This is a genomic window from Kovacikia sp. CALU 1929, from assembly GCF_056784235.1.
Genome location: NZ_JBXBCF010000099.1, coordinates 33,359 through 57,097 on the forward strand (window position 1 = coordinate 33,359; position 23,739 = coordinate 57,097).

18 protein-coding genes are annotated in these 23,739 nt (G+C 48.4%); 6 read left to right on the forward strand and 12 right to left on the reverse strand.

What is annotated here, in order from left to right:
- Positions 1-25: 25 nt before the first annotated feature.
- The 6 genes from AC1S52_RS27870 to AC1S52_RS27895 form a co-directional block, all read right to left on the reverse strand.
- Positions 26-943: a phytanoyl-CoA dioxygenase family protein gene (locus tag AC1S52_RS27870; RefSeq protein WP_482032308.1), complete on the reverse strand. Its 918-nt coding sequence runs from the start codon at positions 941-943 to the stop codon at positions 26-28.
- 249 nt (positions 944-1,192) lie between these two features.
- Positions 1,193-2,068 (reverse strand): glycosyltransferase, encoded by an 876-nt coding sequence (locus tag AC1S52_RS27875; protein WP_482032309.1) that lies wholly within the window; start codon positions 2,066-2,068, stop codon positions 1,193-1,195.
- A 391-nt stretch (positions 2,069-2,459) separates the two neighbouring features.
- Positions 2,460-3,581, reverse strand: a complete 1,122-nt coding sequence (locus AC1S52_RS27880) for an NAD-dependent epimerase/dehydratase family protein (RefSeq protein ID WP_482032310.1) — start codon at positions 3,579-3,581, stop codon at positions 2,460-2,462.
- 195 nt (positions 3,582-3,776) lie between these two features.
- On the reverse strand, positions 3,777-5,414 hold the full coding sequence (locus AC1S52_RS27885) for a GMC oxidoreductase (RefSeq protein WP_482032311.1): 1,638 nt from the start codon (positions 5,412-5,414) through the stop codon (positions 3,777-3,779).
- Positions 5,415-5,643: 229 nt separating this feature from the next.
- Positions 5,644-5,910: an NAD-dependent epimerase/dehydratase family protein gene (locus AC1S52_RS27890; protein WP_482032312.1), complete on the reverse strand. Its 267-nt coding sequence runs from the start codon at positions 5,908-5,910 to the stop codon at positions 5,644-5,646.
- An 870-nt stretch (positions 5,911-6,780) separates the two neighbouring features.
- Positions 6,781-8,121: a TldD/PmbA family protein gene (locus AC1S52_RS27895; protein ID WP_482032313.1), complete on the reverse strand. Its 1,341-nt coding sequence runs from the start codon at positions 8,119-8,121 to the stop codon at positions 6,781-6,783.
- A gap of 277 nt (positions 8,122-8,398) precedes the next feature.
- Here AC1S52_RS27895 and AC1S52_RS27900 point away from each other — a divergent pair, with 277 nt between their 5' ends.
- Both AC1S52_RS27900 and AC1S52_RS27905 read left to right on the forward strand, forming a co-directional pair.
- Positions 8,399-9,724: a hypothetical protein gene (locus tag AC1S52_RS27900; protein ID WP_482032314.1), complete on the forward strand. Its 1,326-nt coding sequence runs from the start codon at positions 8,399-8,401 to the stop codon at positions 9,722-9,724.
- Between the two features lie 305 nt (positions 9,725-10,029).
- On the forward strand, positions 10,030-10,206 hold the full coding sequence (locus tag AC1S52_RS27905) for a hypothetical protein (protein ID WP_482032315.1): 177 nt from the start codon (positions 10,030-10,032) through the stop codon (positions 10,204-10,206).
- A gap of 81 nt (positions 10,207-10,287) precedes the next feature.
- On the opposite strand, the gene AC1S52_RS27910 is transcribed toward AC1S52_RS27905, so the two are convergent.
- The 5 genes from AC1S52_RS27910 to AC1S52_RS27930 all read right to left on the reverse strand — a co-directional run bounded on the left by AC1S52_RS27910 (position 10,288) and on the right by AC1S52_RS27930 (position 20,082).
- The gene (locus AC1S52_RS27910; protein WP_482032316.1) at positions 10,288-11,865 is read right to left on the reverse strand and encodes a tetratricopeptide repeat protein; all 1,578 of its coding nucleotides are present in this window, start codon (positions 11,863-11,865) and stop codon (positions 10,288-10,290) included.
- A 177-nt stretch (positions 11,866-12,042) separates the two neighbouring features.
- Entirely contained in the window at positions 12,043-14,016 is a 1,974-nt protein-coding gene (locus AC1S52_RS27915) for a hypothetical protein (protein WP_482032317.1), read from the reverse strand.
- 362 nt (positions 14,017-14,378) lie between these two features.
- Positions 14,379-16,142 carry an iron uptake porin gene (locus tag AC1S52_RS27920; protein WP_482032318.1) on the reverse strand — a complete coding sequence of 588 codons (1,764 nt, stop codon included), beginning with the start codon at positions 16,140-16,142 and terminating at the stop codon, positions 14,379-14,381.
- A 239-nt stretch (positions 16,143-16,381) separates the two neighbouring features.
- Entirely contained in the window at positions 16,382-18,133 is a 1,752-nt protein-coding gene (locus AC1S52_RS27925; RefSeq protein ID WP_482032319.1) for a pentapeptide repeat-containing protein, read from the reverse strand.
- A 410-nt stretch (positions 18,134-18,543) separates the two neighbouring features.
- Entirely contained in the window at positions 18,544-20,082 is a 1,539-nt protein-coding gene (locus tag AC1S52_RS27930) for a hypothetical protein (protein ID WP_482032320.1), read from the reverse strand.
- Positions 20,083-20,176: 94 nt separating this feature from the next.
- Between AC1S52_RS27930 and AC1S52_RS27935 the strand changes: the two genes are divergently transcribed.
- From AC1S52_RS27935 to AC1S52_RS27950, 4 genes are all read left to right on the forward strand, one after another.
- Positions 20,177-20,764 (forward strand): prolyl hydroxylase family protein, encoded by a 588-nt coding sequence (locus AC1S52_RS27935; protein ID WP_482032321.1) that lies wholly within the window; start codon positions 20,177-20,179, stop codon positions 20,762-20,764.
- Between the two features lie 196 nt (positions 20,765-20,960).
- Positions 20,961-21,500 carry an AAA family ATPase gene (locus tag AC1S52_RS27940; RefSeq protein WP_482032322.1) on the forward strand — a complete coding sequence of 180 codons (540 nt, stop codon included), beginning with the start codon at positions 20,961-20,963 and terminating at the stop codon, positions 21,498-21,500.
- A gap of 9 nt (positions 21,501-21,509) precedes the next feature.
- Positions 21,510-22,304: a type I methionyl aminopeptidase gene (gene map / locus AC1S52_RS27945; RefSeq protein WP_482032323.1), complete on the forward strand. Its 795-nt coding sequence runs from the start codon at positions 21,510-21,512 to the stop codon at positions 22,302-22,304.
- Positions 22,305-22,434: 130 nt separating this feature from the next.
- Positions 22,435-23,025, forward strand: coding sequence for an HD domain-containing protein (locus tag AC1S52_RS27950; protein WP_482032324.1), 591 nt, complete (start codon positions 22,435-22,437; stop codon positions 23,023-23,025).
- Positions 23,026-23,103: 78 nt separating this feature from the next.
- On the opposite strand, the gene AC1S52_RS27955 is transcribed toward AC1S52_RS27950, so the two are convergent.
- A complete protein-coding gene (locus AC1S52_RS27955) occupies positions 23,104-23,688 on the reverse strand; it encodes a DUF2808 domain-containing protein (RefSeq protein WP_482032325.1) in 585 nt (194 codons plus the stop codon).
- Positions 23,689-23,739 lie beyond the last annotated feature (51 nt).

The following is a 23,739-nucleotide window of genomic DNA, read 5'->3' on the forward strand; positions in this document are numbered from 1 at the left end:
TGATCAGCTAAGCAGATTCTGACGCTCATACATAACTGTCTCTTCGCATATCATAATCAGGATCTCTGCCTCTCACCAAATTTGCCATAGCCTGCAAGTAGTACCGTGCATTAGACACATAGGCTTCTAACTCGCTTCCTAGAATCTTGACATTTGGATTCACGGTCTTTCTAGCTGTTGGAACTTTGTCTGTATATAGTGGCTTTAGATCGCTCGGATAGTAATGGGCTGTCAGCGACTTACGGCTAAAACGCGGGTCTTTATTATTGTATGCACCATGAATAGTATAGGGATGCCAGAAGAGCACATCGCCTTTATTCAGAGGAAAGCTCCGATATTCATATTTGCCATCCTTAATTAAGGTATTGATGTTTTTTACAAAGGTTTCGTGATCTGAAAAATTTGCTCCATTTTCACGTTCAATAACCTTACCTTTGTGGCTACCAGGAAGCACAAAAAAACAGCCAGCATCTTCATGGATATCTTCCAATGCATACCACACAGCCAGCATGTTGCCTGCTGGATCTGAGTCTAAATAGTAGTGATCCTGGTGCTCGACAGTTCCCGTAGACTTATCGAAAAACATATTTTGTAACATGATGTGGCTCGGCGACCCTGAAAGCAGGCTAAGAATAGCTGCTATACTTTCATCCACCAAACATTCTTCAACAGATCGGGAAAAATTCTGCCACAGCTTAAGATTCGCAGGATTTAATATGGAATTTTCAATAAAGCCCTCAGGCGTTAGTTTCGGCTGTATAGGAAGGTGAGTATCTTGGCTGAAAAAAACAAAAAGCTTGGAGTGCTTAACCATTTCATAGTAGTTAAGAAGCTTCTGGATTTTAAAATGAGTTAACAGATCTTCGACTATGACATATCCGTAGGAATTATAATACTCCTTAATAGATTGCCCATCGACCATAGAAAACTTTTTGAGTGTCATCTTTAAACTCCAATAACTAGTGGATAAGCAAACTAACAGTTTCTGTTAGGCAACTCACTGCCAAAGCTTGTAAAAGAGTTGCTATCCTCAGTATCCATACTATGAACATACTAAGTAGGAAGCCCTAATCAAACGTAGAATGTGTTAGGCGTAGCCGCATTTTGACAACGTGAGTTAGCAACCATATAACTCATGCTACGAGAAAGTATGCTTATTTACGACCATTTACTTATCTGAACTCCAGCTAAGTTAATAATTTCTAACTTCAAAACGACTGATGTGAAACTCATCGAGCTGATTATGCTTAATTCTAAGAAAGACTTTTCGCAAGAAGTAGTAAGGAAAGAAAAGGGAAATCTTGGCTTGCTCAATCAGAAATGGAATCACTTGCTCTTTTTGGTCTCGGGTATCAGATTTAATGCCAAAATCATCCAATATGGTTCCTGTGGGTACCCGGAAACCTCGTCGGTAGACGTTCATATAGTTAGAACCGTGTACGACTTCAACCCAAACTGGCTTACAGAGAATTTTTTTAGCAGACTGACAGACTTCGTAAATTTCTTTGTGGGGACGACAAAGGCAAGTTTTAAACGAGCTAGGGTCATATTTTTCAATCAAGCTGATGAAATGGTTAGCCATTTCGAAATCGAAATAAAGTTTGCCTTCCGATAGCTGATAGCCAAAGATAAAGTTTATTGTTTCACTGTCCTGGTGATTGAAGTTGTCCTGAATCATCTGGACATAATCTTTATGGATGGCATCATCGTTATCAAGCCAGGTTGTAATCAGGTACTCACAATCTGTTGGAATGTAATTCTGGACAACTTCCCTTACCTCATCAGGAAACTGACCGTAGGGCAAAGGACAATCCAAGTAAACGGGAACAAAGTTTTTCCATTGTTCGGAATACTGGGAAATTTTCTGCTTGAATGCCTCAGGAGTATCCACATCAAAAAAAACCAACCACTTAAAGTTCTGGTTGGACTGCTTACAAACCGATGGAAAACAGTACTGGTCAAAAAGTTTAAATCGGTTTTCAAGCCAGGAAGGTTCACATCCCGGTCTGAGGTCGTGAAAACTTCTGACGTTGAACTTAGTTAAGAATAAGTGATTAAACGGTTCCATACTTTGCCTCTGCCTCTATGATTAATTGAATTTCATAATCAGTAGTTACTAACCTAGAAATTCTTTAAGTGTGAATGAATTTAAATTAGTCAGTAATCACTAAGTAGACACGATTATGTGTGAAATGTAATGCGCTGACCATACCGCATTAACCCTTTGGGAATCATCGAACCCATCAGTACGCTTGGCGCACTCTTATTAGCGAAACTCCCTTCAACACTAATCCTTTACTCAATCTGTTCTACTTACTTAAAAGGTGATTACAACAGGGCAATTAAAATTTATTAAGTTAAAAATATCATATCTGTTTAGAGCTGTCGATCCCACAGTCCGTATTTACCGCCATCTTGATACTGTCTTCATGATTAAAAAGCTATGCCAATGTTTTTACCTAATTTTTGGGTTTTAGTGCTGTTGAATCAGGGTAATGTATTTCGTTACTGGCTGTTAGCCACTCGATTGAACGGCAACAACCTTCACTGAAGGAGATGATTGGTTCATAACCCAGTAACCTCTTTGCTTTATCAAACGGTAGCTGGTACTGGGACTGTTGCAGAATTGCCATCATTTCAGACACAGTGGGTTGAGGAGTCGATGAAATCTCCTGCTGCTGCGGTTCAGAAGAAGGTAAGTTCCGCTTTGGAACCATAGCCTTAATTTTCCCCTTCAAATCATCCGGTATGAGGGCTATCGCTTTTTGAATCATTTCTGAGTTTCGTACTGAATCTAGGGTCTGTTGTTTCCAGCTATGGGTGAATTCAGGAACCGCCACTTCAGGAATCTGAGCGGGATCGATACCCAACGCTTCAGCAAAGGGACGATAAAAATCAAACCAAGTCACTCGTTCGCGATCGCCGACAAAAAATGCTTCCCCATCGGCACCTTCTGCGGTCATGGCTAACTGGATAGCATGGATCAGATTATCTACATAGACCGTGTTGCAAATACCCCTACCTCCATTAATCAGGCAAGCCGTTCCCTGAGAAAGCTGCCTGGATAGATCCGAAACCCAGCGAGATCGCGGTCCAAACACAATCCCGGGTCTGAAGATGACCACTTCCACTGATCCCTTTTGGCGTAAGCGCAGCAGCTTGCGCTCGGCATCAATCTTGGCAATGTGGGTGGGAAAACCAGGTTGATTCTCCACAGGTGGACTGGACTCCGTGGTACCAGGAGCAGGGGCTGACGTATGAACAATCATTGAACTGAGATAAATGAAGCGACGGACACCTGCTATCTGAGCAGCCTGATAAGCGGGTGTAACACTCCCTCGAATCAATCCAGGACTGCCCAAAACCGAGTGAATCACGATATCGCATCCCCGAAATGCTCTTTCCAGCGCCGTCTGGTCAAAGGCATTGGCAACATAGCCGTCTAAATTCATGGGAGCAAAGCGTGCCAGGCTATCGGTACTGCGCCCGATGGGACGAACAATCATTCCCTGGTCGTGCAGCATTTCAACTGCTCGACTACCAACAAAGCCGCTAGCTCCGACAACACCAATGGTTAGCATTTGCTTTTGCCTTAAAAGTTTTCAACCTACTAATCAACGCTAGATTAAGGTGGTTTTTGAAAGACAAGATACCAGAGTAGGATGGGCACACCAAGCTTTTTCGATCTGCGACTGATCCTTGTGATGGCAGCAAGACCCTTTGCCCACCCTAAGCTTAAGGTAAGGTTCTTCCAAGAAATCACCTAGCTATTTCCACTAACTGATCAATGTCTTAATGTGGTCTGCCAGGCGTAGGGACAACGCAACAATCGTCAGTGTGGGATTGGCATAACCAGAAGTTGGGAAGACGGAACTCCCGGCTACAAAAAGGTTAGAGATGCCATGCACCTTGCAATTAGCATCCACAACTCCGTGCTGGGGATCATGGTGCATCCGGGTGGTACCCAGGTGATGGTGCATTGCCGGTTTCTCAAATTTTTGCTTGGACCAATCCCTGGTAAATTGCAAATCGCCAATCCCAGCTTTGGCAAACTCTTCTGCCCAGATTTCTTGCACCCGGATGGCATTTTGAATATCGATTTCATTCAAACGCCAGTGGATTTCTAGCTTGGGTTGACCGAGGCGATCGCGTTCCTGGCTCAGAATGACTCGATTGTTGGGATCGGGTACCTGCTCAATCTGATAGAAAATTTCAAATTGAGAGAACCGTTGTTTTTCAAAGCGTAAATAGGACCAGTCTCCCCGACGCAGAGGCGGGATCTGTCTCACAGCCGACCAGAAAGAGGCTGCCAGGAGGTAATCACCTCCGCGCAGAGCCATCTTTAGATGCTTGAGGCTCTCGTGGGAAAGTTTGCCCTGCCGCAATTCTGAAACCAGCGATCGCAGCGAAAGGGTGGCTGCCCGTTGATGCTCCAGCGGACGGGGAAAGAGTTGCGCTCCATTATTAAGCAGATGCTCCTGCCGCATAACGGATTCAGCGACCTTTACCCGCGCCATCACAGGTACCCCTTTTGCGAGGTAGATATCGTATAAATCAGTTTGCTCGAAGATTTGATGATTGTAAGGAACAAGGGAACAGCTCAAAATAGGTCGATCCATGAAATAACGACCGACGACATCATGCTGATTCCCCAGTCCTGCGTGTTGTTGTTGTTTGGATGCTAGTAACAAACGGGCATTTTCTAGTCCTCCGGTCGCCAGGATAAAGATCTTTGCCTTAAGCCAGAATTGCCGATCTTGCCAACCGATGACTCGTAGGCGAGTCACCCTCTGCGTAGTTTCGTCGGTTTCAATCTCGACCACATTGGCGTATAAAAGCGTGGTGATATTGCTAGACTGATTGATTTCTCTGGGGTACTGTTCTGTAAACGGGTAACGCAGCCCATACTGGCTGATGCTGGTCGTCAAGCGATCGCCTTTAAATTCCAGCGGTTTAGCCCGTTGATCCTGCCAGTCCTCGACCTTGTAAGCGTAGGGACCAATCTGGCAAACCTCCTGTGCCCGTTCATAGAAGGGGTCGAGTTCGGTTCTGGTAATGGTCCATCCGCTGTAGGGCACCCAGTCTCGCTGCTCAAAATCGATCTCGTCTAGAGGTAAACAACGCCATCCGTACTGCTTGTAACCGCTCTGTCCTTCCCAGCAATGGGAGGTCCCCCCTAGTTGACGGCGACGAGTTGAAGGTAACTCTGGGTAGGGATCGCCTATAACCGTGCCATCACAAAGGGATTGAATCTCTTCGTCGTACTCAGCACCACCACTCTCCACCAGGCAAACCTGAATGTTCTGGTTAGCAAACTCACGGGCGATCGCTAAACCCGCAGGACCTGCCCCAATGATGCAGATCTGGGTTTCTAAAACTTCGTCGGCAGGGAGTGATCTCGCGTCAATCATCATTGGAATGTGTTCTCTCACAATAGCTAGCAGAAAAAGTATGCGTATATGTTGAAACAGTATTAACTCAAATATTGAAATTTTGCCTGGTGTAACAGTTTCCGGTTCTCGTAGCATTTGTCAGAGATGAGGTTGACCACCACACGTACCCTGCCCACCTGATGGATCACCTCAATCCCATGGCATTGGTGTCGTTGTTAGAAACAGGGTTATATAAAATTTGCACAACTGACTAAGCCGCCAGATGCAACACAATTTCAGGGTGAAAGTCAGCAATAGTTTGGTGCAAGAGGGGGCGATCGCAAACATCCCCAATAACAGAAGTCATACCATTTGCTACATGCGCAACCTCAAACAAACTTGGTTTCGTTGGTGGTTGGAGCGCGTAGCCCAGTAATTCACACCCAAGGGACTGGAGCCATAGCGATAGCCAGCCTCCTTTAAAACCTGTGTGCCCTGTTAGCAATACTCGTTTGTCTTTCCAGAAATCGGAGTTCACTGTTGTATCTCTCGATGTCGATAGCTGTTCAATAAATCTGTGATCTAATAGGAACACCCAGTTAGGAATCCCCCAGTCAGTCAATAGATTGGGAAACTCGTGAGAAACTAAGAGGAGCAGCCATACAACTTAGCTTCAATCAAAAAACAGGGGTGTATTTAGAGCGGTAGGGTAAAGTCTGTATTTCTACTTACTTAACTAATAAAGTTTTTATCGCAGAACAAGAAATTCCGCCATCGTTTGGATCAGCATCTTTACTGAGTCTTTAATAACTTATGAATTAGCCTGAAGAAAAAACAAATTCCCCTTCAGATAGTTGCCGTAGTAGTTGAGGTATGCAGTGTACTCACAAAAATTGTAAGTATTTGTGAATAGAATGTAAGCTCCCATCAAAGGGCTTACCCGTCCTAACCGCTAATCTTTGAGCAAGTTGATTAAATTAGATTTACAGCGGTTTTTAGATGAGTGCCACACAGGCGAGTCCTTTAGATTCACACGAAGCAATGGATCGGTATGGCATACACAAATGAAAATGGATGTAAGTTGAACTAGCATTGTAGATACAGCGGATTTCAGTTGAGTGAGGTATAAAATAATACCTGAAGCCTTTTCATGGCAAGCCTGGATGTACCTCATCTATCTCAAAACTGCTGTAGAAATACGTTGTATAAACAGGAAAGGATGAATATAGCGTTTTTGAATCCAGTGAGGTACATGGATAGCCGTAAAGCCCTTGAGTCAAACAGATGAGATGTACCTCACCAAGAAAGGAAACGCTATATTGCTGATTTAAGCATTCACCCTTTACCAAGATTCCCGGAATCTCTAAAATTCCGAGAATCTAAAACCCTTTATTTAAGTGCTGTTTGACTATTCCCCTGTAATTGACAGCCCTTCGACCCAGATATAGGGACACAGCCCAGCGGGCGTTAAATGTGCTTCCGGTTCCACATAAATAATGGACTTTAGCACCTCTAAAAAGTCGCCAGCAACAGTGGCAGACTCAATGCTGGTGCGATCGCCCTGGTTAACTAGCCATCCATCGAAGGGCAAGGAAAATGAACCCTGGAGGGCTTTGACTCCAGCATGAAGTGCTTGTAGATCGTCAATTAAGATTACATTTTCAGCGGTATCGAGGCTGTACTGTTGGTCAGCGGATTTGCCGGAAAAGACATGGTAAAAGTGGGGACTGACACTGACCTTTGCACCGATGTTGGCATGTCCGGTAGGTTGAGTGTTGAACCGCTTCGCCGTTCCAGCACTATGAAGGAAGTTGGTTAATACCCCGTCGGAAATTAACACGCTCCGGCGAGTGGGGGTGCCTTCACCATCAAAGGTTGTAATCGCAACGTTGTCAGGATGCAGCGCATCGTCACAGACTGACAATAAAGGAGACGCAATCTGAGTTCCCAACGATTCAGAGGTAGAAAGGCTTTGCTTATCTAGAATGCTCTGGGCATTGAACAGATTAGAAAATGCTCCCAACAAACTGATAAAGGCTTCGGGTGAAAAGACCACCCGATACTTGCCCGTTTGAATCTTGTCGTAGTTCAGGTGACTGATGGTTTTGTCGATCGCTTCCCGCAAACACCCGTCAACATCCAGGGTTGCCAACCCTCGACTCATCCGAAAAGCGCCAGCGCTGCGAGGCTTCTTGCCGTCCTCTTCAGTCTTGCTGTAGAGATAGATGGAGGCAGTTGAATAGCCTTCGGTTCGCACCGCACCCTCACTGTTAAGGTAAAAGTGGTCAATGTCACGTTGTGCCAAACCGTTGTAGGGGACACTGGCGATCGCAGGGTGCGCTTGTTTGACTTCCTTCTCTGCTCCAATTAGCCTCTCCAGTAGATCTGAAACAGCCACTTGCGGAGTTTTCTCGCTAATTTGTTGAGCAAGAGGAGCGGTTGCCTCTGGGCTAAAATCGGGTACATTTTCCTTGACCCCAAAGAAGCTGGCTTCGTATGCGGTTTTTAGCGCCAGTTCCAACCCGTTGGGGTCTACATCCGTTGTAGAAGTTACCCCCACCGAGTTTTCTTCGTTCCACACGCGCACTGTCACACTAGACCGTTGGGATGCTTTCACCTGATCCGGTTCGCCCTGATCTACCTTGACACTGGTTTCATCTACGGCTGAGCCAAAAATGTCGTATTTGTGGATATTCAAACGGTCAGCAATTTCTTTTGCCTGGGTTGCCAGTTCTTGAATACTCGGCACAGCGATTCCCTCAAACTTCTCTAGAAACTTCTATCTGGAGCATAATTCCTCTTCTAGTATGAACTACCCAGTTGGTAATCGGTAATCGGTACTTTTTGTCATTCATCCTTTGTCATTCATCCTTTGTCATCTGTAAATACCACTGACCAATAACTACTGACCACCGACCAATGACCAATGACCACCCTCTGACAACCCTTCACTCCCCTCGCCCTATCCCCCCAAATGGAACTTCTATACTGGAGTTGAAGGCACAAAACTTTTTGAGGGACTAGGCATGACCCTGAACCCTGACATTATGCGGGCAGTTGAGCGGCTAGACTATCGAGTCACCGTAGGCGATGTCGCTGCTCAGGCTGGGCTGGATATCAATCTGGCGCAGCAAGGCTTATTGGCGCTTGCCTCAGATGCGGGAGGTAACTTGCAGGTTGCAGGTTCAGGGGAGATTGTCTATTTGTTTCCCCACAACTTTCGAGCGGTTCTACGCAATAAATACTTGCGGCTGCGGCTCAAAGAGTGGTGGGATAAGGTTTGGAAAGTACTGTTCTACATCATCCGAATTTCTTTTGGGGTAATCCTGCTGGTTTCCATCCTGCTGATTGTGGCGGCAATCATTATGATTGTTCTGGCAATGAATTCCTCTAATCAGAGCAATGACCGCCGCAGTTCTGGGGGTGGCATGGTCATGCCCCGTTTCTGGTTCAGCCCTAACTTTTTCTACATTTTCTACCCCGACTATCACAGCCGCCGGTATCAGCAGCGGCAGCAGCGATCGCGGGTCGCGAGTGAACCCTCGTCAATGAACTTTCTGGAGTCCGTCTTTTCCTTCTTGTTCGGCGATGGCAACCCAAATGCAGATCTGGAAGAGCGCCGCTGGAAGGCGATTGGTACCGTTATTCGCAATAATCGGGGAGCCGTGGCTGCGGAACAGATTGCTCCCTACCTGGATGATGTGGGCAAAGGATACGATCACGAGTACGAAAATTACATCCTGCCAGTGTTAAGCCGGTTTAACGGTAAACCAGAGGTTAGCCCTGAAGGAGAAATCGTTTACCACTTTCCAGAACTTCAGACAACGGCTACAGGTCAGAGTTATCAGCCTGTTTCTGCCTATTTGAAAGAGCTTCCCTGGCGGTTTAGCCAAGCCAGCAGTGGACAAAATATGATGGCGATCGGTTTAGGGGCGGTTAACTTTGTGGGAGCGTTAGTTCTGGGAAACCTTTTAGCGGATGGGACGATCGCTGCTCAAATGGGAGGATTGGTTGCCTTTGTTCAGTCCATTTATTGGCTGCTGCTGGGCTATGGTACTGCATTTCTCGCCATCCCACTGATTCGCTATTTTTGGGTGCAGTGGCGTAACCGGAAAGTTAATGCCCGCAATGAGAAACGCCAGGATCGGGCATTGGTACTCAACCAGGCAGACGAACGATTACAAGCCAAACTTTCCTATGCCCAGCAATTTGCCGCAGAAACCGTCATTCAGTCCGAGGATTTGATCTACACCACTGAGCGCGATTTGACTGAACAGGAACTAGAGCAGTCCGATCAGATTGATGCGGAATGGCAACGCCGACTAAACCAGGAGCAGCAGCCAGGAGCTTGAATCCGGGCAGGAACCAAATTTCCCACATTTGATACCGAGTTAAACGGTTATCGCTACAGATGACCCTACCACTTGCGGCACCTCCCATTGGCAAGGAAAGGTTGGGAGGGGTTCAATGGGTTGCGATCTCAACTTAAATTGATATGACTTTTGGCTTCGTCAAATCAGGCAAAATCATTAAACTCTGTTCATAGTTCTAGAACAACTCTTTACAAAAATGAGCACTAAGTTAATCAGTATCAAGTGATACTAAGACTAGCTTTGTAAATCTCAGTATTGATTCATCTGCTTGAGAAGCTTTCACAATGAAAATCCGGCTTGGAGATATTCTGATCGCCAAAAGCGGTGATTATTACCGCGTAGTTGAGTTCAAAGAAGGCATTGTTACTCTCATGCGGGTCAATGGCTATACATTATTTTCTTGCAGCATCGGTTTCGCAGAATCATCGTTTCAAATCCTGAGATCATCCGCTGTTGTTTGAGGAACTGAGGCTGACAAGGGATAGAGGCGGAGTTGAAAGTCTGAATATTGCTGAATAGCAGTATGTATCAGCAGGACAAACTTATTGCCCAGCCATCTGTTTCACTTCCTGAGCGACCTGTTCGATTACTCCCTGCCAGTCTCCCGGTTGGCTCTGGCGAAAGAGTCGCATCGTGGGATACCAGGGGGTATCTTCCCGGTGCAACATCCAGCGCCAGTCGGGAATGTAGGAAAGGAGAGTCCATACGGGTTTGCCAAGGGAACCCGCCAGATGAGCAACAGAGGTGTCTACCGTGATAACCAGATCCAGTTGAGCGATCGCGGCGGCGGTTTCAGCCATATCGGTTAGCTGACTACTTAAATCCCGGATTTGGGGTTCCTGCCAGCCCAGTTCCAGCAAATCCATTTGGGGAATGCCCTTTTGCAGACTGTAGTAGGCGATGCCTGGGATTTCTAGAAGCGGTTGAAAATGAATTAGGGGACAGGAGCGCACCTGGTTGCGCTTGTAGAGGTTGCCACCTGACCAGACAATTCCAACTTTAAATTGGGTGTCTGGTGGTGGGTTGAGTTCCAGTGTGGTTTCTGCTGGGGGATGCAGATAAGGAACCTGAGATGGCACTGTTTCCAGCCTAGTGCCCAGAATATGGGGCAGGCTGAGTAAGGGCGCGTAGGTGTGAAATTCGGGCAGGGGGTAGCCCAATGGGAGCATCTGGTTAATGCCGGAGACAGTTGAAAGAAGTCGCATCAGGGGTTTGTGACAGGTGAGCAAAACGGTACCCCCTTTTTGGGCAGCGATCGCCGCGTAGCGAATGAACTGAAGGGTATCTCCCAACCCCTGTTCAGCATGGAGCAACAGCGTGCGCCCTTTCAAATCGGAGCCATCCCAAACGGGCTGCTTAAAAGGGCAGGGAGGAAACTCCCCAGTCTGAAACCGCCACTCATATTCAGCAAAGCCCTGACGATATTCACCCTGGGTTAGCAGTAGAAGACCCCGGTTATAGTGAGCATTGGGAAAGTTGGGAGCCAGCTTTAGCGCCCGGTCAAAACACTCGGCGGCTTCCTGGAAACTACCCTGGTCTTGCAGGGCAGTCCCCAAACTGATGTGTGCCTCAACGTATTTAGGTTGAGCAGTCAATGCCCGCTGATGATAAGAGATAGCCATTTTTGACTTTCCCTGGCGTTGCAGGATAACACCAATATTGTTCAAAGCACTCGGATCATCAGACTGCACAGAAAGCGCCTGCTGGTAATAGGCAAGCGCTTCATCCAGCTTGTTTTGATCTTGCAGGATGGCTCCTAATCCTTCGTATGCCTTCAAGTTTTTGGGTTCAAAGGTAACGATTTGGCTATAGGTGGCGATCGCCTCTTCGATTCTCTGTTTTCCCAGTTTCCAGAGGGCAAGGCAGAGATTTTCCCGTGCTCCCGTAAAACCTGGGTTTAATGCCAGTGCCTGCCGATAGAGAGTCATTCCTTCCTCCAATCTGCCGTTTTGGCAGGCAATTACCCCCAGTAAATTCAGTGCTTCTACCTGCTGGGGCTGTTGCTGCAAGATCTGGCGCGTGATTTGTTCTGCTTGGGGTAACTGTCCCGCCTGATGGTGTGCCTTAGCCGTTGCAAGAGCTTGGCTGAGATTGAATGGGGGAAAAGATTGAGAGTTCACGCGCAGGAGAGAGGTGAGGGGTGAAAACGATTTGAATACCGCCATTGTAAAGGCAAGTTGGGCATGAAGGTAATTCCATACCCGATGGCGATAAATCCACAAACTTAAGTGGTGAAGTGCTCCAGTTGGAGCACTTCACCACTTAGGATTCCCTACTGAGATTTATTGAGTTAAAAACTATGGATTTGGAGTTGTGCCAGGATCGGTCGTAGTCCCATCCGGAGTGGTGGTGGGGTCGGGTGTGGTAGTGGTTCCTGGTGTAGTAGTGGTTCCTGGCGTAGTGGTAGTTCCTGGAGTCGTGCCATCATCAACACCATCGTCGTCAGCAGTACCAGTGTCTACTGAATCCGCTGGAATTTGTCTTAATCCAACCAGACCAGGGAACACCCGACTAGGTAACCCGACCTCTTGATAGGCGGCAACCACCCTTCTGCGGCGACCTAGCGCCCGACCACGCCCTTGCTCACGCTCGACAAAGATAATGCGCCCATCTCTATCACGCTCAACCACCACCACAACTGGTGTGCTACCCCGATAAATGGTGTAGGTCAGGTTGCCATAGACAGTGTCATCATCGCGATCATCATCGTCCCGATCATCATCATCATCATCGCCGCGACCAATTCTGCCGCGACCCCGATCATCATCATCATCGTCCCGATCATCGTCATCATCGTCGCCACGACCAATTCTGCCGCGACCCCGATTATCATCGTCATCATCGCCACGACCAACTCTGCGACGACCCCGATCATCATCGTCATCATCATCTCGGTCAACGACTAAGCGTGAAGGGTTAAACAGCCGAATGTAGGTAACCGAGGGGTTGAACACCAGGTTAGTAAATGCAATCCGGTTGACATTTACCGTGGTAGTACTGGTGGATGTAACCGCTACATTATTAACCGTTACGGTGTTAACCGCTGCGTTGTTGAGTAACGTTTGGGTTTGAACAACATTGAATTCTGTGCCACTATTGTTTACTCCAACAAAGGGAGCAAAGTTTGTCCTGTCGTTTACACCCGTTGTCAGGTTAAAAGCAACGTCCCCACTGCTTTTGCCCTCAAACTTACGATCGCCCTGTTCAAATTTAAAGCTGGTGTCTTTTCTGGAAGTACCCGTAAAGCTGACTGAACTGTTGCCAAAAGCCACAAAACCGGGACCTTCACCCTTGATGTCGTAGTTGAGGCGACCTGTTGCAGTGTTGAGGTTGAGTGAGTCACGTTTAATGTCAAAGGGTGCGGTTAACTCAAGATCAAGATTGGCAACCGTGCCGTCAATTTTGAATTCGCGGGTTCCCGGAGTCCCCACGCTTTGTACCTTAAAGCTGGTTGTGGAACCTGCAAATTCCAGCGTGTCATTATCAAAGCTGACAGAGTCAGCCAACACATTGCGACCTTCAAACTCAAATTTGATCCGTCGCCCTAAGTCTACTGGGATCTGAGTTACATCACCAGAAGCACGGAATTGCAGATCGGAGGGCAGTCCAATTCTGTCACCCGTCAGATCGGCGGAGAAGGGTCCAACGGATAGCAAACCTCGATCAGCGGTAAAGTTTGTACTTGATTGAGAGGACAGCGTAATTGGAGCCACCGGCAGGAAAACTAAAGGTGCCGCTCCTTGCTCCTTAGGGCTGATTAGTGTTCCACCCTGGAATAGAACCGGGTCAAAGGAATTGAGGGTAAAGCTGAAGTTGGTGGGGACTCCCTGGAAGAAAACCGGGTTGCCGCCGCTGGAGAAGGCAACGCCTGATAGTGTACCGACCAAACGTCCAGTATCTCCCCGATCTGGGAGGTTATTACCATTGGTGTCGGTAAAACTGGCTGCGTTTGGAATGAAGCGGGACGTGGTTGAAGTCCCGTTAGGAGTCACAATCCGCAGGGTTTTAATCGCCGTATCAAATAGGACTGGAGAACCCGTAGGTGAAGTCACTCCAGGCACAAAGAAGGCGGCATCACCAGTGACTCGACCGCCTGTGACCGGGATTTGAGCCTGGGCAGCGGTGGCGATCGCCAGACTCCCTGCCAGTACTCCCAAACAAACCACAGATCGAGTGGCGCAATTCTTCACAGCAGAATCCTCCAACGTTGGGTGAATAAACAAAATAGCTACCGCCATCACTGCCAGGACATTTTGTGATTGCTCGTTCAAACACTCACAAGTCGTCCCCTCAGACAGCAACCAACTTCAGCAGGAAACTCAACAGGGTCAGTCGTAGATAAATAAAATGATTCCCAATTTGAAACCAAAAGTTAGTAACTTGGTAGCAGAAAGCACCCGTTGCTATAATTTGAAGCTTGGTTTCCAAACCAGGTTACGGGTTATTAACTCTACCCGTGTCTTTTAAGAACCGTTGTTCCTGAAAAGGTTCCTGGCTTCAGTTTGGTTCATCAAAGCTTTATTAACTCAGGGGCGATCGCCCTCTGATCGGCAACCTCTGGGCAATCGGAGTGTGATAGTGAAAATACTGAGACATCCTCCACCCTCCACGAAAAGATACGGAAAGCCAACTCTTAGAAAGTGAAGGTTGTACGGAGAACACCAATCTTAATGGTGTCGTTATTATCATTATGTCTGGGGTTAAAGATGACAATAAACCCAGGGGTGAGGCTAATGTTATCCGTTAATCGGAATCGATAGAACGCTTCGACATGAGTGGTTCTACCGGGCTGATCGCCAGGTCCGGCAGCAAGGTCACCCTCCGTCACAAAACTGGGGACATTCCTACCCCCAGGCAGGTCACTACCTATAATGCGTGGAGGTTGCCCGACATAGATGGCACCCAGGTTACCAGCACCGCCCAGGTCAGGGAAGTTGAGGAAGCCCATCCAGTTGAGGGTTTCTACACTGCCTCCAAACCCTTTTAAGTCAGACGTGGTGTAACCAACCCATCCCCCTACTGTCAGCCAGGAAGCAACCCTCCAGGCAACCGTTCCACCAAAGGCATTGCTTTTGATCGGAGCGCGCAGGCTAAAGGGGTTGGGCAGCGCCAGTTGATCGTCACCGACACTGGTTCCCAAAAATCCTGAGGGAGAGTAGGCGTTGACATAATTGAGGGCAATATCAACTGTGTTGAACGCATTGATCGCTAACTGAGCGCCAACGGTCGTTGCCCCATTTTGCCCACCGAACAGTCCACCATTAACAGGATCGGCTGCCCGGTTAGAGGTATAAACCCCCTGCAAGGAAATAGCTGGTGTAATTTGCCAGTCAAAGCCAGCCCCAGCACCATCTCCGCCAATGTTGAGAATCGGGTTGCGTTGGGCAAAGCGAGAGATGGGACCAAACCCAGCGCTCTCAACCCGGTTTGCCCCCCGAAAGACGTTGACCATGTTGACACCCGCGGCTCCGGCAATCACCGCAAAGTTATTTCCAATCAGGTGGCGGTAGGTGAGGTCACTGATCTGGACTCGTCCACCCGTGTCCCCTTCGTATCCCAGCAGAACATCATTGGTTAAAAGCTGATCACCAAAGCTTCTGCCCTGTCCTGCCTGTAACCCTGTTAGCAGCAGGCTGCGCTCACTAAACTGGGTATACAGGCTCAACTGAACATTGCTAATGACGTTGATCTGATCTGAGTCGTCACTAAACCGGAAGCCTGCCAGGTCAACTTCTGCCTCGTTTCGACCCTGGACTCCAAAGACCACCTGTCCAAACAGTTTAGTCGTGGTTGAAAACTGCTGTTTTTCAAGGGTGGCTGTGCGGACTTCCAATGCATCCACTCGACCGCGTAACACTGCCAGTTCGGCGGCAAATTCTTCTTGCAGTCTTTGTAAGGAAACCAGGTCTTCTTTCCTTGCCAGGTCAGCCGTTCCAGCCGCAATCAGTTCATTAATCCGATCCATACAGGCGTTGAGACCGGCAGCAAATTCATACCGACTGAGGGCGCGATTACCCCGGAAGGTTCTGTCGGGATAGCCGACGATGCAACCGTAGCGTTCAACCAGGGATTGTAGTGCCTGAAATGCCCAGTCGGTTGGTCTAACGTCAGTCAGTTGGGAAACCGAAGTCACCTGATCCATGCCATCTAAATTGGTGGCAGTGTCGGCAGCTATCAGGTCTGCTGTGTTGTTGATGGGTTCTGCAAAGCTGGCATCGGAGATCGCCTGCCCATTAGATACCTGAGCAACCGTTACTGAAGAGGGCTGTATCTCAGGCTCTGTCGCGGAAAGTGTCTGAGCAACGACTGGACTACCTGCCATTAAAAACCCCAGTACTGCTGATGCCAGCACTGGGGAGCTTTTAGTTGCAATCACAGGTGAATTTTTCTGAATCATACGAACTCCTTCTCCTCAGCATAAAAAAGCGACTCAACAGGAGATGCACACACCACACCTTTGAGTTTCCCGTTCAGTATTGACCACTCGTACCAAAATCTAACGCTCCAAATGGATTTTTCAGCTATTTGGATACTAAGGTTCATCAAACATTAACTTTAGGAATGCTCGTGCCCCTACGACGCTCAAGATTTGAAAAGGTTCCTTCAAAAAATTTGGGATATTCAGATGGGTAGAGGTCAGGACTGTTTAGATTGGGTCCAGAGAAGTGCGATCGCTAACCTCACTGCCTGTCCCACCGTGGATAGCCGAGCAGATTCTGTTGCGGTTTTTTCCCACCGCAACAAATGATCTCGAAAACTCTGGTCGCGCTTTGCCCGCTGTACGATGATCTGTCCGATAATCTTTTTCTGGATCTCTTCGGTTGAAATGCCCTGACGGTGAAGGAAGTTGAGTAAGTGCTGCACACTTTCAACAAAATGGTCGGGAGCTTGGGAGATCATGATGTGCTGAATTTGGCGCACCACTTCTTGATAGAGGCGTTCCCGGCGATCAGGGGATGGTAAGGGTTTGGGCGTGGCTGGGCTGGGCTGGGGAGAAGGTTCCAGCGCCAGATCCGAATTCTCAGTTTGAGTACCAATCTCCAGTAGACGAAGAACCTCAGCCTGTCGTGATAAGAACCGCTGTAATATCTCTGGGTAAATTTGAAAAATTCGCCGGATCACTACTTTGGCATTCACCAGACGATTGACCACCAACCGGAGCAGGTAGTTATCATCTACTCGTTCATAGGATTTAATCGTCAGGGTCAGTCCCTGGCTTTCCATCTCTAACTGGGTCAGAGTAAGTGCCAGAGCTTGCCAGTTAGGAGCGTTGGTAAAATACACCTCAACGGTGGGTCCATCTTGCTGATATTGTCGCCCCAACTCTCCCGGTTCTAATTCACGCCCAACCGGGTAACGGTCTGTAGGACTCTTCGTGTGATAATCGAACTGCGTAAAGATGTAGCGGCAGTTTACCTTGGTCAGTTCAAGATCCTCAATATGCCAGTTGTAGATGCAGCAGCCGGTCATTTCTGCCCCATCCAGATTGGTGCGAATCAGATGGCTTTCTAGTAAGTAAGAATTGCTCAGGTCAGCTTCACTTAAGGTTGTATCACTTAAGTAAGCTCCGCTCAGGTCTGCCCGCCGCAGGTCTGCCCCCCGTAAATTAGCTTCTTTTAAGTCCGCTCGCAGCAAAAAAACATCCTGGAGATTTGCTCTTAACAGATATGCCTTTTGCAGGCTAGTTTTAAGCAGATAAGCGCCTGCCAGGTTTGCCCGACTTAAATCTGCACTCTCTAAAGTTGCCTCGCTCAAATCTGCTCCGGTCAGAATAGCCCGGTGAAGATCTGCCTCTCGCAGGTCTGCTTGACGCAAATACACTCCACTTAGATTGGCTTCAATCAGATTCGCTCCAACTAGAGAAGCTTCTCGCAAGTTGGCTTCCTCCAGATGGGCTTCGCGCATATTTGCCTGATCTAATTTGGCACTGCCAAGATTGCTTCGCCGCAGGTTTGCCTCCATCAATTCAGCCGCTATTAGACAGGCATTGCTGAGTTTTGCTCGTTCCAAATTTACCTGGTCTAGTTTGGCGGCTTGGAGATCGGCACTGGTAAGGTCAGCTTCTTGTAAGATTGCCCAATTTAAGTCAGCATTCTGAAGTTGTGCTAACCGAAGATCTGCTTTGCTGAGATTCGCTCCGCTCAGGAGAGCCTGGTTGAAAATGGCATGGTTGAGGGACGCACTGCGCAAATCTACTCGTCTGAGCGATGCTTCAGTAAAATTGGCACGGCTTAGAAATGCCCAACTCAGGTTTGCCCCGGTCAGGTCTGCTCCTGTGAAATTGGCATCGCGCAGGTTCACTCCGCTCAGACTGGCTCCACTCAGGTCAACATGGGAAAAGTCCCGCTCTCCTCGCTGATAACGCTCTAGCAGATCCTTAACTTGCATGGTGATCCTTGAGGCGGGATGAAGGTCGCTGATAGATACAATTGCCTCTTAAAAAGCGGTATCTGGTTTTGTTGTAGAGCTTAACTGGTTTGGTATCACGGGACTAGTAGACTACGGCGTAAGTTCGGCAAGCCTTTTTTAGACAATAGGAAGAGGGGAGTAGGTCAGGATATTCCGAAATTCCGCCTGTGAGTCCTAGTTGAGGTGAAGCATAGGGGATTAAGGATAAAGGTAAAAGGATTTAAGGATTGAGTCATTGAGTGTTGATGAACCGTTTCGATGTTTTGGAATTGAAGGAGGTGAGGCGATTATACAGGGGACTAGGGAATGAGGGGATGGGGGGAGGTAGGTTTTTGAGGTGTGGTTTTCTTAGTCTATGGCAAGGGGGGAGGGGAAGAGGGGCAAGGGGGTTAGGGGAGCCAACGGGGGCGGAGTCCGGGCAGGGGGAGGGGTTCGGGTTGAGGGTTGGCAGCGGGGTCTTTGGGGTTGATGGGAAGGAGCCAGAGGCGGCTGTTGGCGATCGCCTTGCCAGAGCTATCTCGTAATGGTTCTTTTGTTGTCATATCTGCCTGGAGGGCACGGGTGGTCTGGTCGAATAGGATTGCCAACCCGTCGGGGGCAAGGCTTAATTGAACGTCGCGCTGGTCAGGTAGCAGTACCATGCGAGATAGATTGCCGGTCTTGAGGTCGATTGCTGCCAGGTAAGGTTCTTCGCGGTAAAGTTCGTTATCGGTTTTGAGGTCGGTTAGCAGGCAGTAGAGGGTTTCTTTGGTTGGGTCAAACTGGGTGCTGAGGATAGAGCCAGTGGTTCGGAGCAGTTCTTTTTGAGTCCCTTGATTGGTGACGAGAAAGAGCGATCGCGTCCGGTCAGTGTTGAACTTAAGCATGGTGGCAAAAGCGCCATCCCTGGAAAAACCCAACACAGTGCCAAATTTGGGTAGAAAGTCGAGGGGCTTGGCATCGGGTTCTAAAGGCAGAATGGCGAGTCCCTGTCCCTGGGCGATCGCCAGAGAATTACTATCCGGGGTGATGAGAAAGTCGCCACCGGGTTCTCCTTTCAGTGGCTTGGGCGGTTCTCCTGCCTGCAATAGCCACGGTCCAAAGTCTGCTGGGTCATTGCGGCTAACCCGCTGCACCACGATATTGTTGCCATCAGCCGACAGGTCAAATTTAAGGTTCTGATAGTTGGTACTATCCAGAACCAGTTCGACTTTTCCGGCAGGTTCGGGTTTAGTGGCAACGTTTACCACTGCTTCGGATGCCTGGGGAACAATTTGAGCAGGTGGGTCGATTTCGACTCCAGTGGTTACGGTAAATAGCTTCTGCTCTAATAAGCCTTGAGGTTCAGCCGTGCGTTGGGTGGCTGCAAATAAAATGCGATCACCCAGGGGATAAAACTTAAATTCCATCACCACCAGATCTTTGGGAGTCAGCAGGGTTTTCTCCTGACGGGTAAGATTGTAGAGAATCAGTCTGCCTTCTTCTTCCCCTTCCACACCAATGTAGGCAAAGGCGCGATCGCGGGTACGAAACTGCGCCTGAAACGGCTGAATAGTTGATTTTTTGCCCTGGCTAAACCGATCTTTCGCCCCTTCAAGTTTGACCTCAAACTTTGTTCCGTAGGGAGCAGGCATTGTCAGGGTATACGCCATCCGCCGTCCTGCCCAACTTACCTTGCCAGGAAGCCGGGGTTCAATCTTTAAATTAGGCTCAACACTGGCATAGTCCATGGGACGGCTAAAGTTCAGAATAAATGCCGTATCCTCTGCCCCAATTTGCTTGTCCTGCCAGGTAAAGGTTCTGACCTGAGCCGAGACCCGCTCACCGCTCCACAGCAATACTGCGATCACCAGGCTCAACGCTAGGATGAGAGCAATGGCGACGCGATCAATCGCCAGAGGAAATGGAGTACGGGAAGGTTTGGAGGTTTGGCGCGTGGGAGTGGGCATTCTGAGTGGGATGGTAACAACTTAGAAAATCTAATCTAAGAAAATCTAATCTAAAAATCTTAAGTCCTCAATCTCAAATCTGTCAGGTACTGCTGTGGGACACAAACTCAAAGATCTCGGATCGGAAATTCTTTTGGTGGAGGGTTTACTGGAGCCTTCACTGTGTGAACACGTTATCCAGATTGCCGAGTGTTGTCAGTTTAAACCATCCAAAATCCTGGTGAACGTGGTCGATACGGATGTCCGCAGCAGCGGTATTCTGCCGCTAGGGGATAAGGAAGGTGCCCTTCAGGGTTCGACCAACCAGCTATTGCTGAAGCAGGTTGAGGTGATTCAGGATTTATTGTTCAAGCACTATGGCGTTAAGTTTCCCCATGCTGAAATGTGTTCTATCCTACGCTATATGCCTGGACAAAACTATAAACGCCATGTAGACAATTTGTTGCTGGCAAGCCGTTTTGTCGAAGTTGCCAACGGGATTCCCACACGAGATATCAGTATTGTGGGTTATCTCAATGATGACTTTGAGGGGGGCGAAACTTTTTTCGATCGCCAAAATATTAAAGTCAAACCCAAACGAGGGAGTGTCTTAGTATTTCCTTCCTACTATACCCATCCCCACCAATCCCTCCCTGTGATTCGGGGCAAAAAGTATGCTTTTACAAGCTGGTTGTTTCATTAGAGTTTTTAGCATTGAATTTAATGGGAGAAATTATTCCCAGGCAAGCATTCAGAAGCCAGAATTCAGTCCTATCTTTTCTTCCAACACCTATCACCTAACACCTAGCACCTAGCACCTAACACCTATTACCTGCTATCACCGAAATCCAGATGAGATCGCCTGTAGCTGTTCTTCCACAAAATTTGGAGGCGATCGCATGGTGGCTAACGTCAGGCAAGAGCGACGAATTGTAATTATTGGTAGTAGCGGATCGGGTAAAACCACTCTCGCACGGGAAATCGCTTGTAAACTGACCCTTCCCCACGTAGAGTTAGATGCACTTCACTGGGAAGCCAACTGGACAGAAGCGACTCTTGATCAATTCAAAGCGCGGGTGGAAAATTCATTACAGGCAGATGGCTGGGTTGTGGATGGTAACTACAGCAAAGTCAGAGATCTCATCTGGCGTAAAGCTGATACTCTAATCTGGTTAGACTATTCTTTCCCAGTGGTTTTTGGGCGAGTTGTGCGGCGAACTTTTTGGCGGGCGATTAGCCAACAGGAGTTGTGGAACGGCAATCGTGAAACCTGGCAGATTGTCTTCAGTCGGGACTCGATGATTCTCTGGGTACTCCGTACCTACTGGCAACGCAGGCGCGAATGTCCCCAGATCTTCCAGCAACCCGAATATGCCCATCTTCAAATCATGCGTTTCTCCTCTCCAAAAGCTACCAGGCAGTGGTTAGAAGCTCTATGATAGAAACCTATGGAAACTGAAGTCATTACACTGCTGTCAAAACGAGAAATCGAAAAGATGCGTCGGGCAGGACAACTAGCAGCAGAGTTGTTGTATTACCTGTCAGATCTGGTTAAGCCAGGAGTGACCACCCTGCAACTGAACGATGAGGCAGAACGGTGGACAAAATCCAAGGGTGCGGTTAGCGCCCCCCTGGGTTATGCACCTCCGGGGTATCCTCCCTTTCCTCGCTCCATTTGCACCAGTGTAAATGAAGTGGTTTGTCATGGGATTCCAAATGCCAAGCAAGTGTTGCGAGATGGCGACATCATTAATATAGATGTCACGCTGATTGTAGATGGCTATCACGGGGACACCTCTAAAACCTTTTTTGTGGGAGAGCCTTCACCAGTTGCCCGCGAACTCGTTGAAGTGACTGAAGAGTGCCGCCGTCGGGGGATTGAAGCCATTAAACCCGGTGCCAAAATTGGTGATATTGGGGCAGCGATTCAAGAGTATGCCGAATCTCAGGGATTTGCAGTCGTGCGGAATTTTGTTGGGCATGGGATCAGCCATGTTTTTCACACGTCTCCTCAAATTCCTCACTACGGCGATCGCGGCAAAGGCAGGCGCTTGCGCCCCGGTATGGTGTTTACGATTGAACCCATGATCAACGAAGGCACCTGGGAAATCGAAATGTTAGAGGACCAGTGGACTGCCGTAACAAAAGATCGCAAGCTCTCTGCCCAGTGCGAACATACACTCGCAGTGACGGAAGATGGCGTTGAAATTCTCACCCCTTATCCGGCTGGGGATGGGGTCTAGTAGGCTACGGGGTAGGTTCGGCAAACCTTCTCAGGTGCCAGGAATGGTAGCCAGATTTACACCCTGATTACTCCCATTTCACAGCATAAGGTTGATCTCGGCATGGTGTAGGTGAGGGGATGGGGGAGTTGTGCAGATCAAGCGATTAGAGCAGCAAATCCAGTTTGTGCTGGAAATTGACAAGTTAAAGCGGGTGCTGCGGCAAACCCTGCTGACGGATGGTTCGCGGCGAGAAAACAGTGCAGAGCATTCCTGGCACATTGCGCTGATGGCAGTCATTCTGGCAGAGTATGCTTCAGAGCCAGTGGATATTCTGCGGGTGATCAAAATGCTGCTGATCCACGACTTAGTCGAAATTGATGCTGGCGATACCTTCTGCTACGACATTCAGGGCAATCAAAACAAGGCTGAAAGAGAGGCTGAGGCAGCCGATCGCCTGTTCAGTCTTTTACCACCCGACCAGGCAATTGAGCTTCACGCTCTTTGGGAAGAGTTTGAAACCCAGGCAACCCCAGCCGCCCGCTTTGCCGCCTCCCTGGATCGGTTACAGCCCATCCTGCATAATCAGCAAACTGAAGGGCACACCTGGCAACAACACGGAGTCACCAGCGATCTCGTCCTGCACCGCATGGCTCCCGTCAAAACCGGAGCACCCGATCTCTGGACATTCGTTCAGCAGGTTATTAATAACTGTGTCGCCGCCGGGTATTTGAAAAGATGAAGGGAAGAGAGCAGTGAAGAGTTTGAGCACGAAGAGTGAAGCAGTAGTCACTAACTCTCAACTCTCAACTCCTACCACCTACCACCGCCGAAACGGACCCCTAAAAAAGAACCGATCGTAGCTTTCATAGATATGGATCCGCCCATATCCCAGGAATTGACCTCTTGGTTTTTCCCCAGCCGGAAAGGCAGTGACTCCATACATGTAAACCCCACCAACGTCGGGATTGCGACTGGCGTAAAGCTCAATCGTAATTGTTTTACCGGGAGGTACAGGTGGTTCAAACTCCACCATAATTAGCCGAGTTTCTGGATCCCTGGTGACATTTCTGATGGGTAACCTGGCTCCAGAGCGACGGCGACTACCCTCATACGCCTCAGTTCTGCTGAGGTCAAAATAGGCGTAGGAGACATTATTTTCCTGGGAAATAGCCACCTTTTGCAGGGGTTCTCCGGCGTTTTCGGGTACGGTGATTGTAAAGGCGTACCATGAACCCCAGAAGTAAGCGGCGTTTTGGGAGGCTGAAGCACCTTCTAAAATGGGCACACCCGTAAAAGCAACTGTTCCATCGGATAGTTGCACTGCCTGTGCAGGTAAGTGCGCGACTCCAAATGTACCCAAGGAGACTGCCAAGGCTGCCGCTAGACGCGACCACTTCAACATTTCTAAGTTTCCAAAATAGTGATGCTACTAGCTTAACTCACTAATTTTCGA

Bases quoted from the DNA above. Each gene is read 5' to 3' on its own strand.
- AC1S52_RS27870 (WP_482032308.1), bottom strand. From the start codon at position 943: ATGACACTCAAAAAGTTTTCTATGGTCGATGGGCAATCTATTAAGGAG.
- AC1S52_RS27875 (WP_482032309.1), bottom strand. From the start codon at position 2,068: ATGGAACCGTTTAATCACTTATTCTTAACTAAGTTCAACGTCAGAAGT.
- AC1S52_RS27880 (WP_482032310.1), bottom strand. From the start codon at position 3,581: ATGCTAACCATTGGTGTTGTCGGAGCTAGCGGCTTTGTTGGTAGTCGA.
- AC1S52_RS27885 (WP_482032311.1), bottom strand. From the start codon at position 5,414: ATGATGATTGACGCGAGATCACTCCCTGCCGACGAAGTTTTAGAAACC.
- AC1S52_RS27900 (WP_482032314.1), top strand. From the start codon at position 8,399: ATGACCCTGAACCCTGACATTATGCGGGCAGTTGAGCGGCTAGACTAT.
- AC1S52_RS27905 (WP_482032315.1), top strand. From the start codon at position 10,030: ATGAAAATCCGGCTTGGAGATATTCTGATCGCCAAAAGCGGTGATTAT.
- AC1S52_RS27920 (WP_482032318.1), bottom strand. From the start codon at position 16,142: ATGATTCAGAAAAATTCACCTGTGATTGCAACTAAAAGCTCCCCAGTG.
- AC1S52_RS27925 (WP_482032319.1), bottom strand. From the start codon at position 18,133: ATGCAAGTTAAGGATCTGCTAGAGCGTTATCAGCGAGGAGAGCGGGAC.
- AC1S52_RS27930 (WP_482032320.1), bottom strand. From the start codon at position 20,082: ATGCCCACTCCCACGCGCCAAACCTCCAAACCTTCCCGTACTCCATTT.
- AC1S52_RS27940 (WP_482032322.1), top strand. From the start codon at position 20,961: ATGGTGGCTAACGTCAGGCAAGAGCGACGAATTGTAATTATTGGTAGT.
- map (WP_482032323.1), top strand. From the start codon at position 21,510: ATGGAAACTGAAGTCATTACACTGCTGTCAAAACGAGAAATCGAAAAG.
- AC1S52_RS27955 (WP_482032325.1), bottom strand. From the start codon at position 23,688: ATGTTGAAGTGGTCGCGTCTAGCGGCAGCCTTGGCAGTCTCCTTGGGT.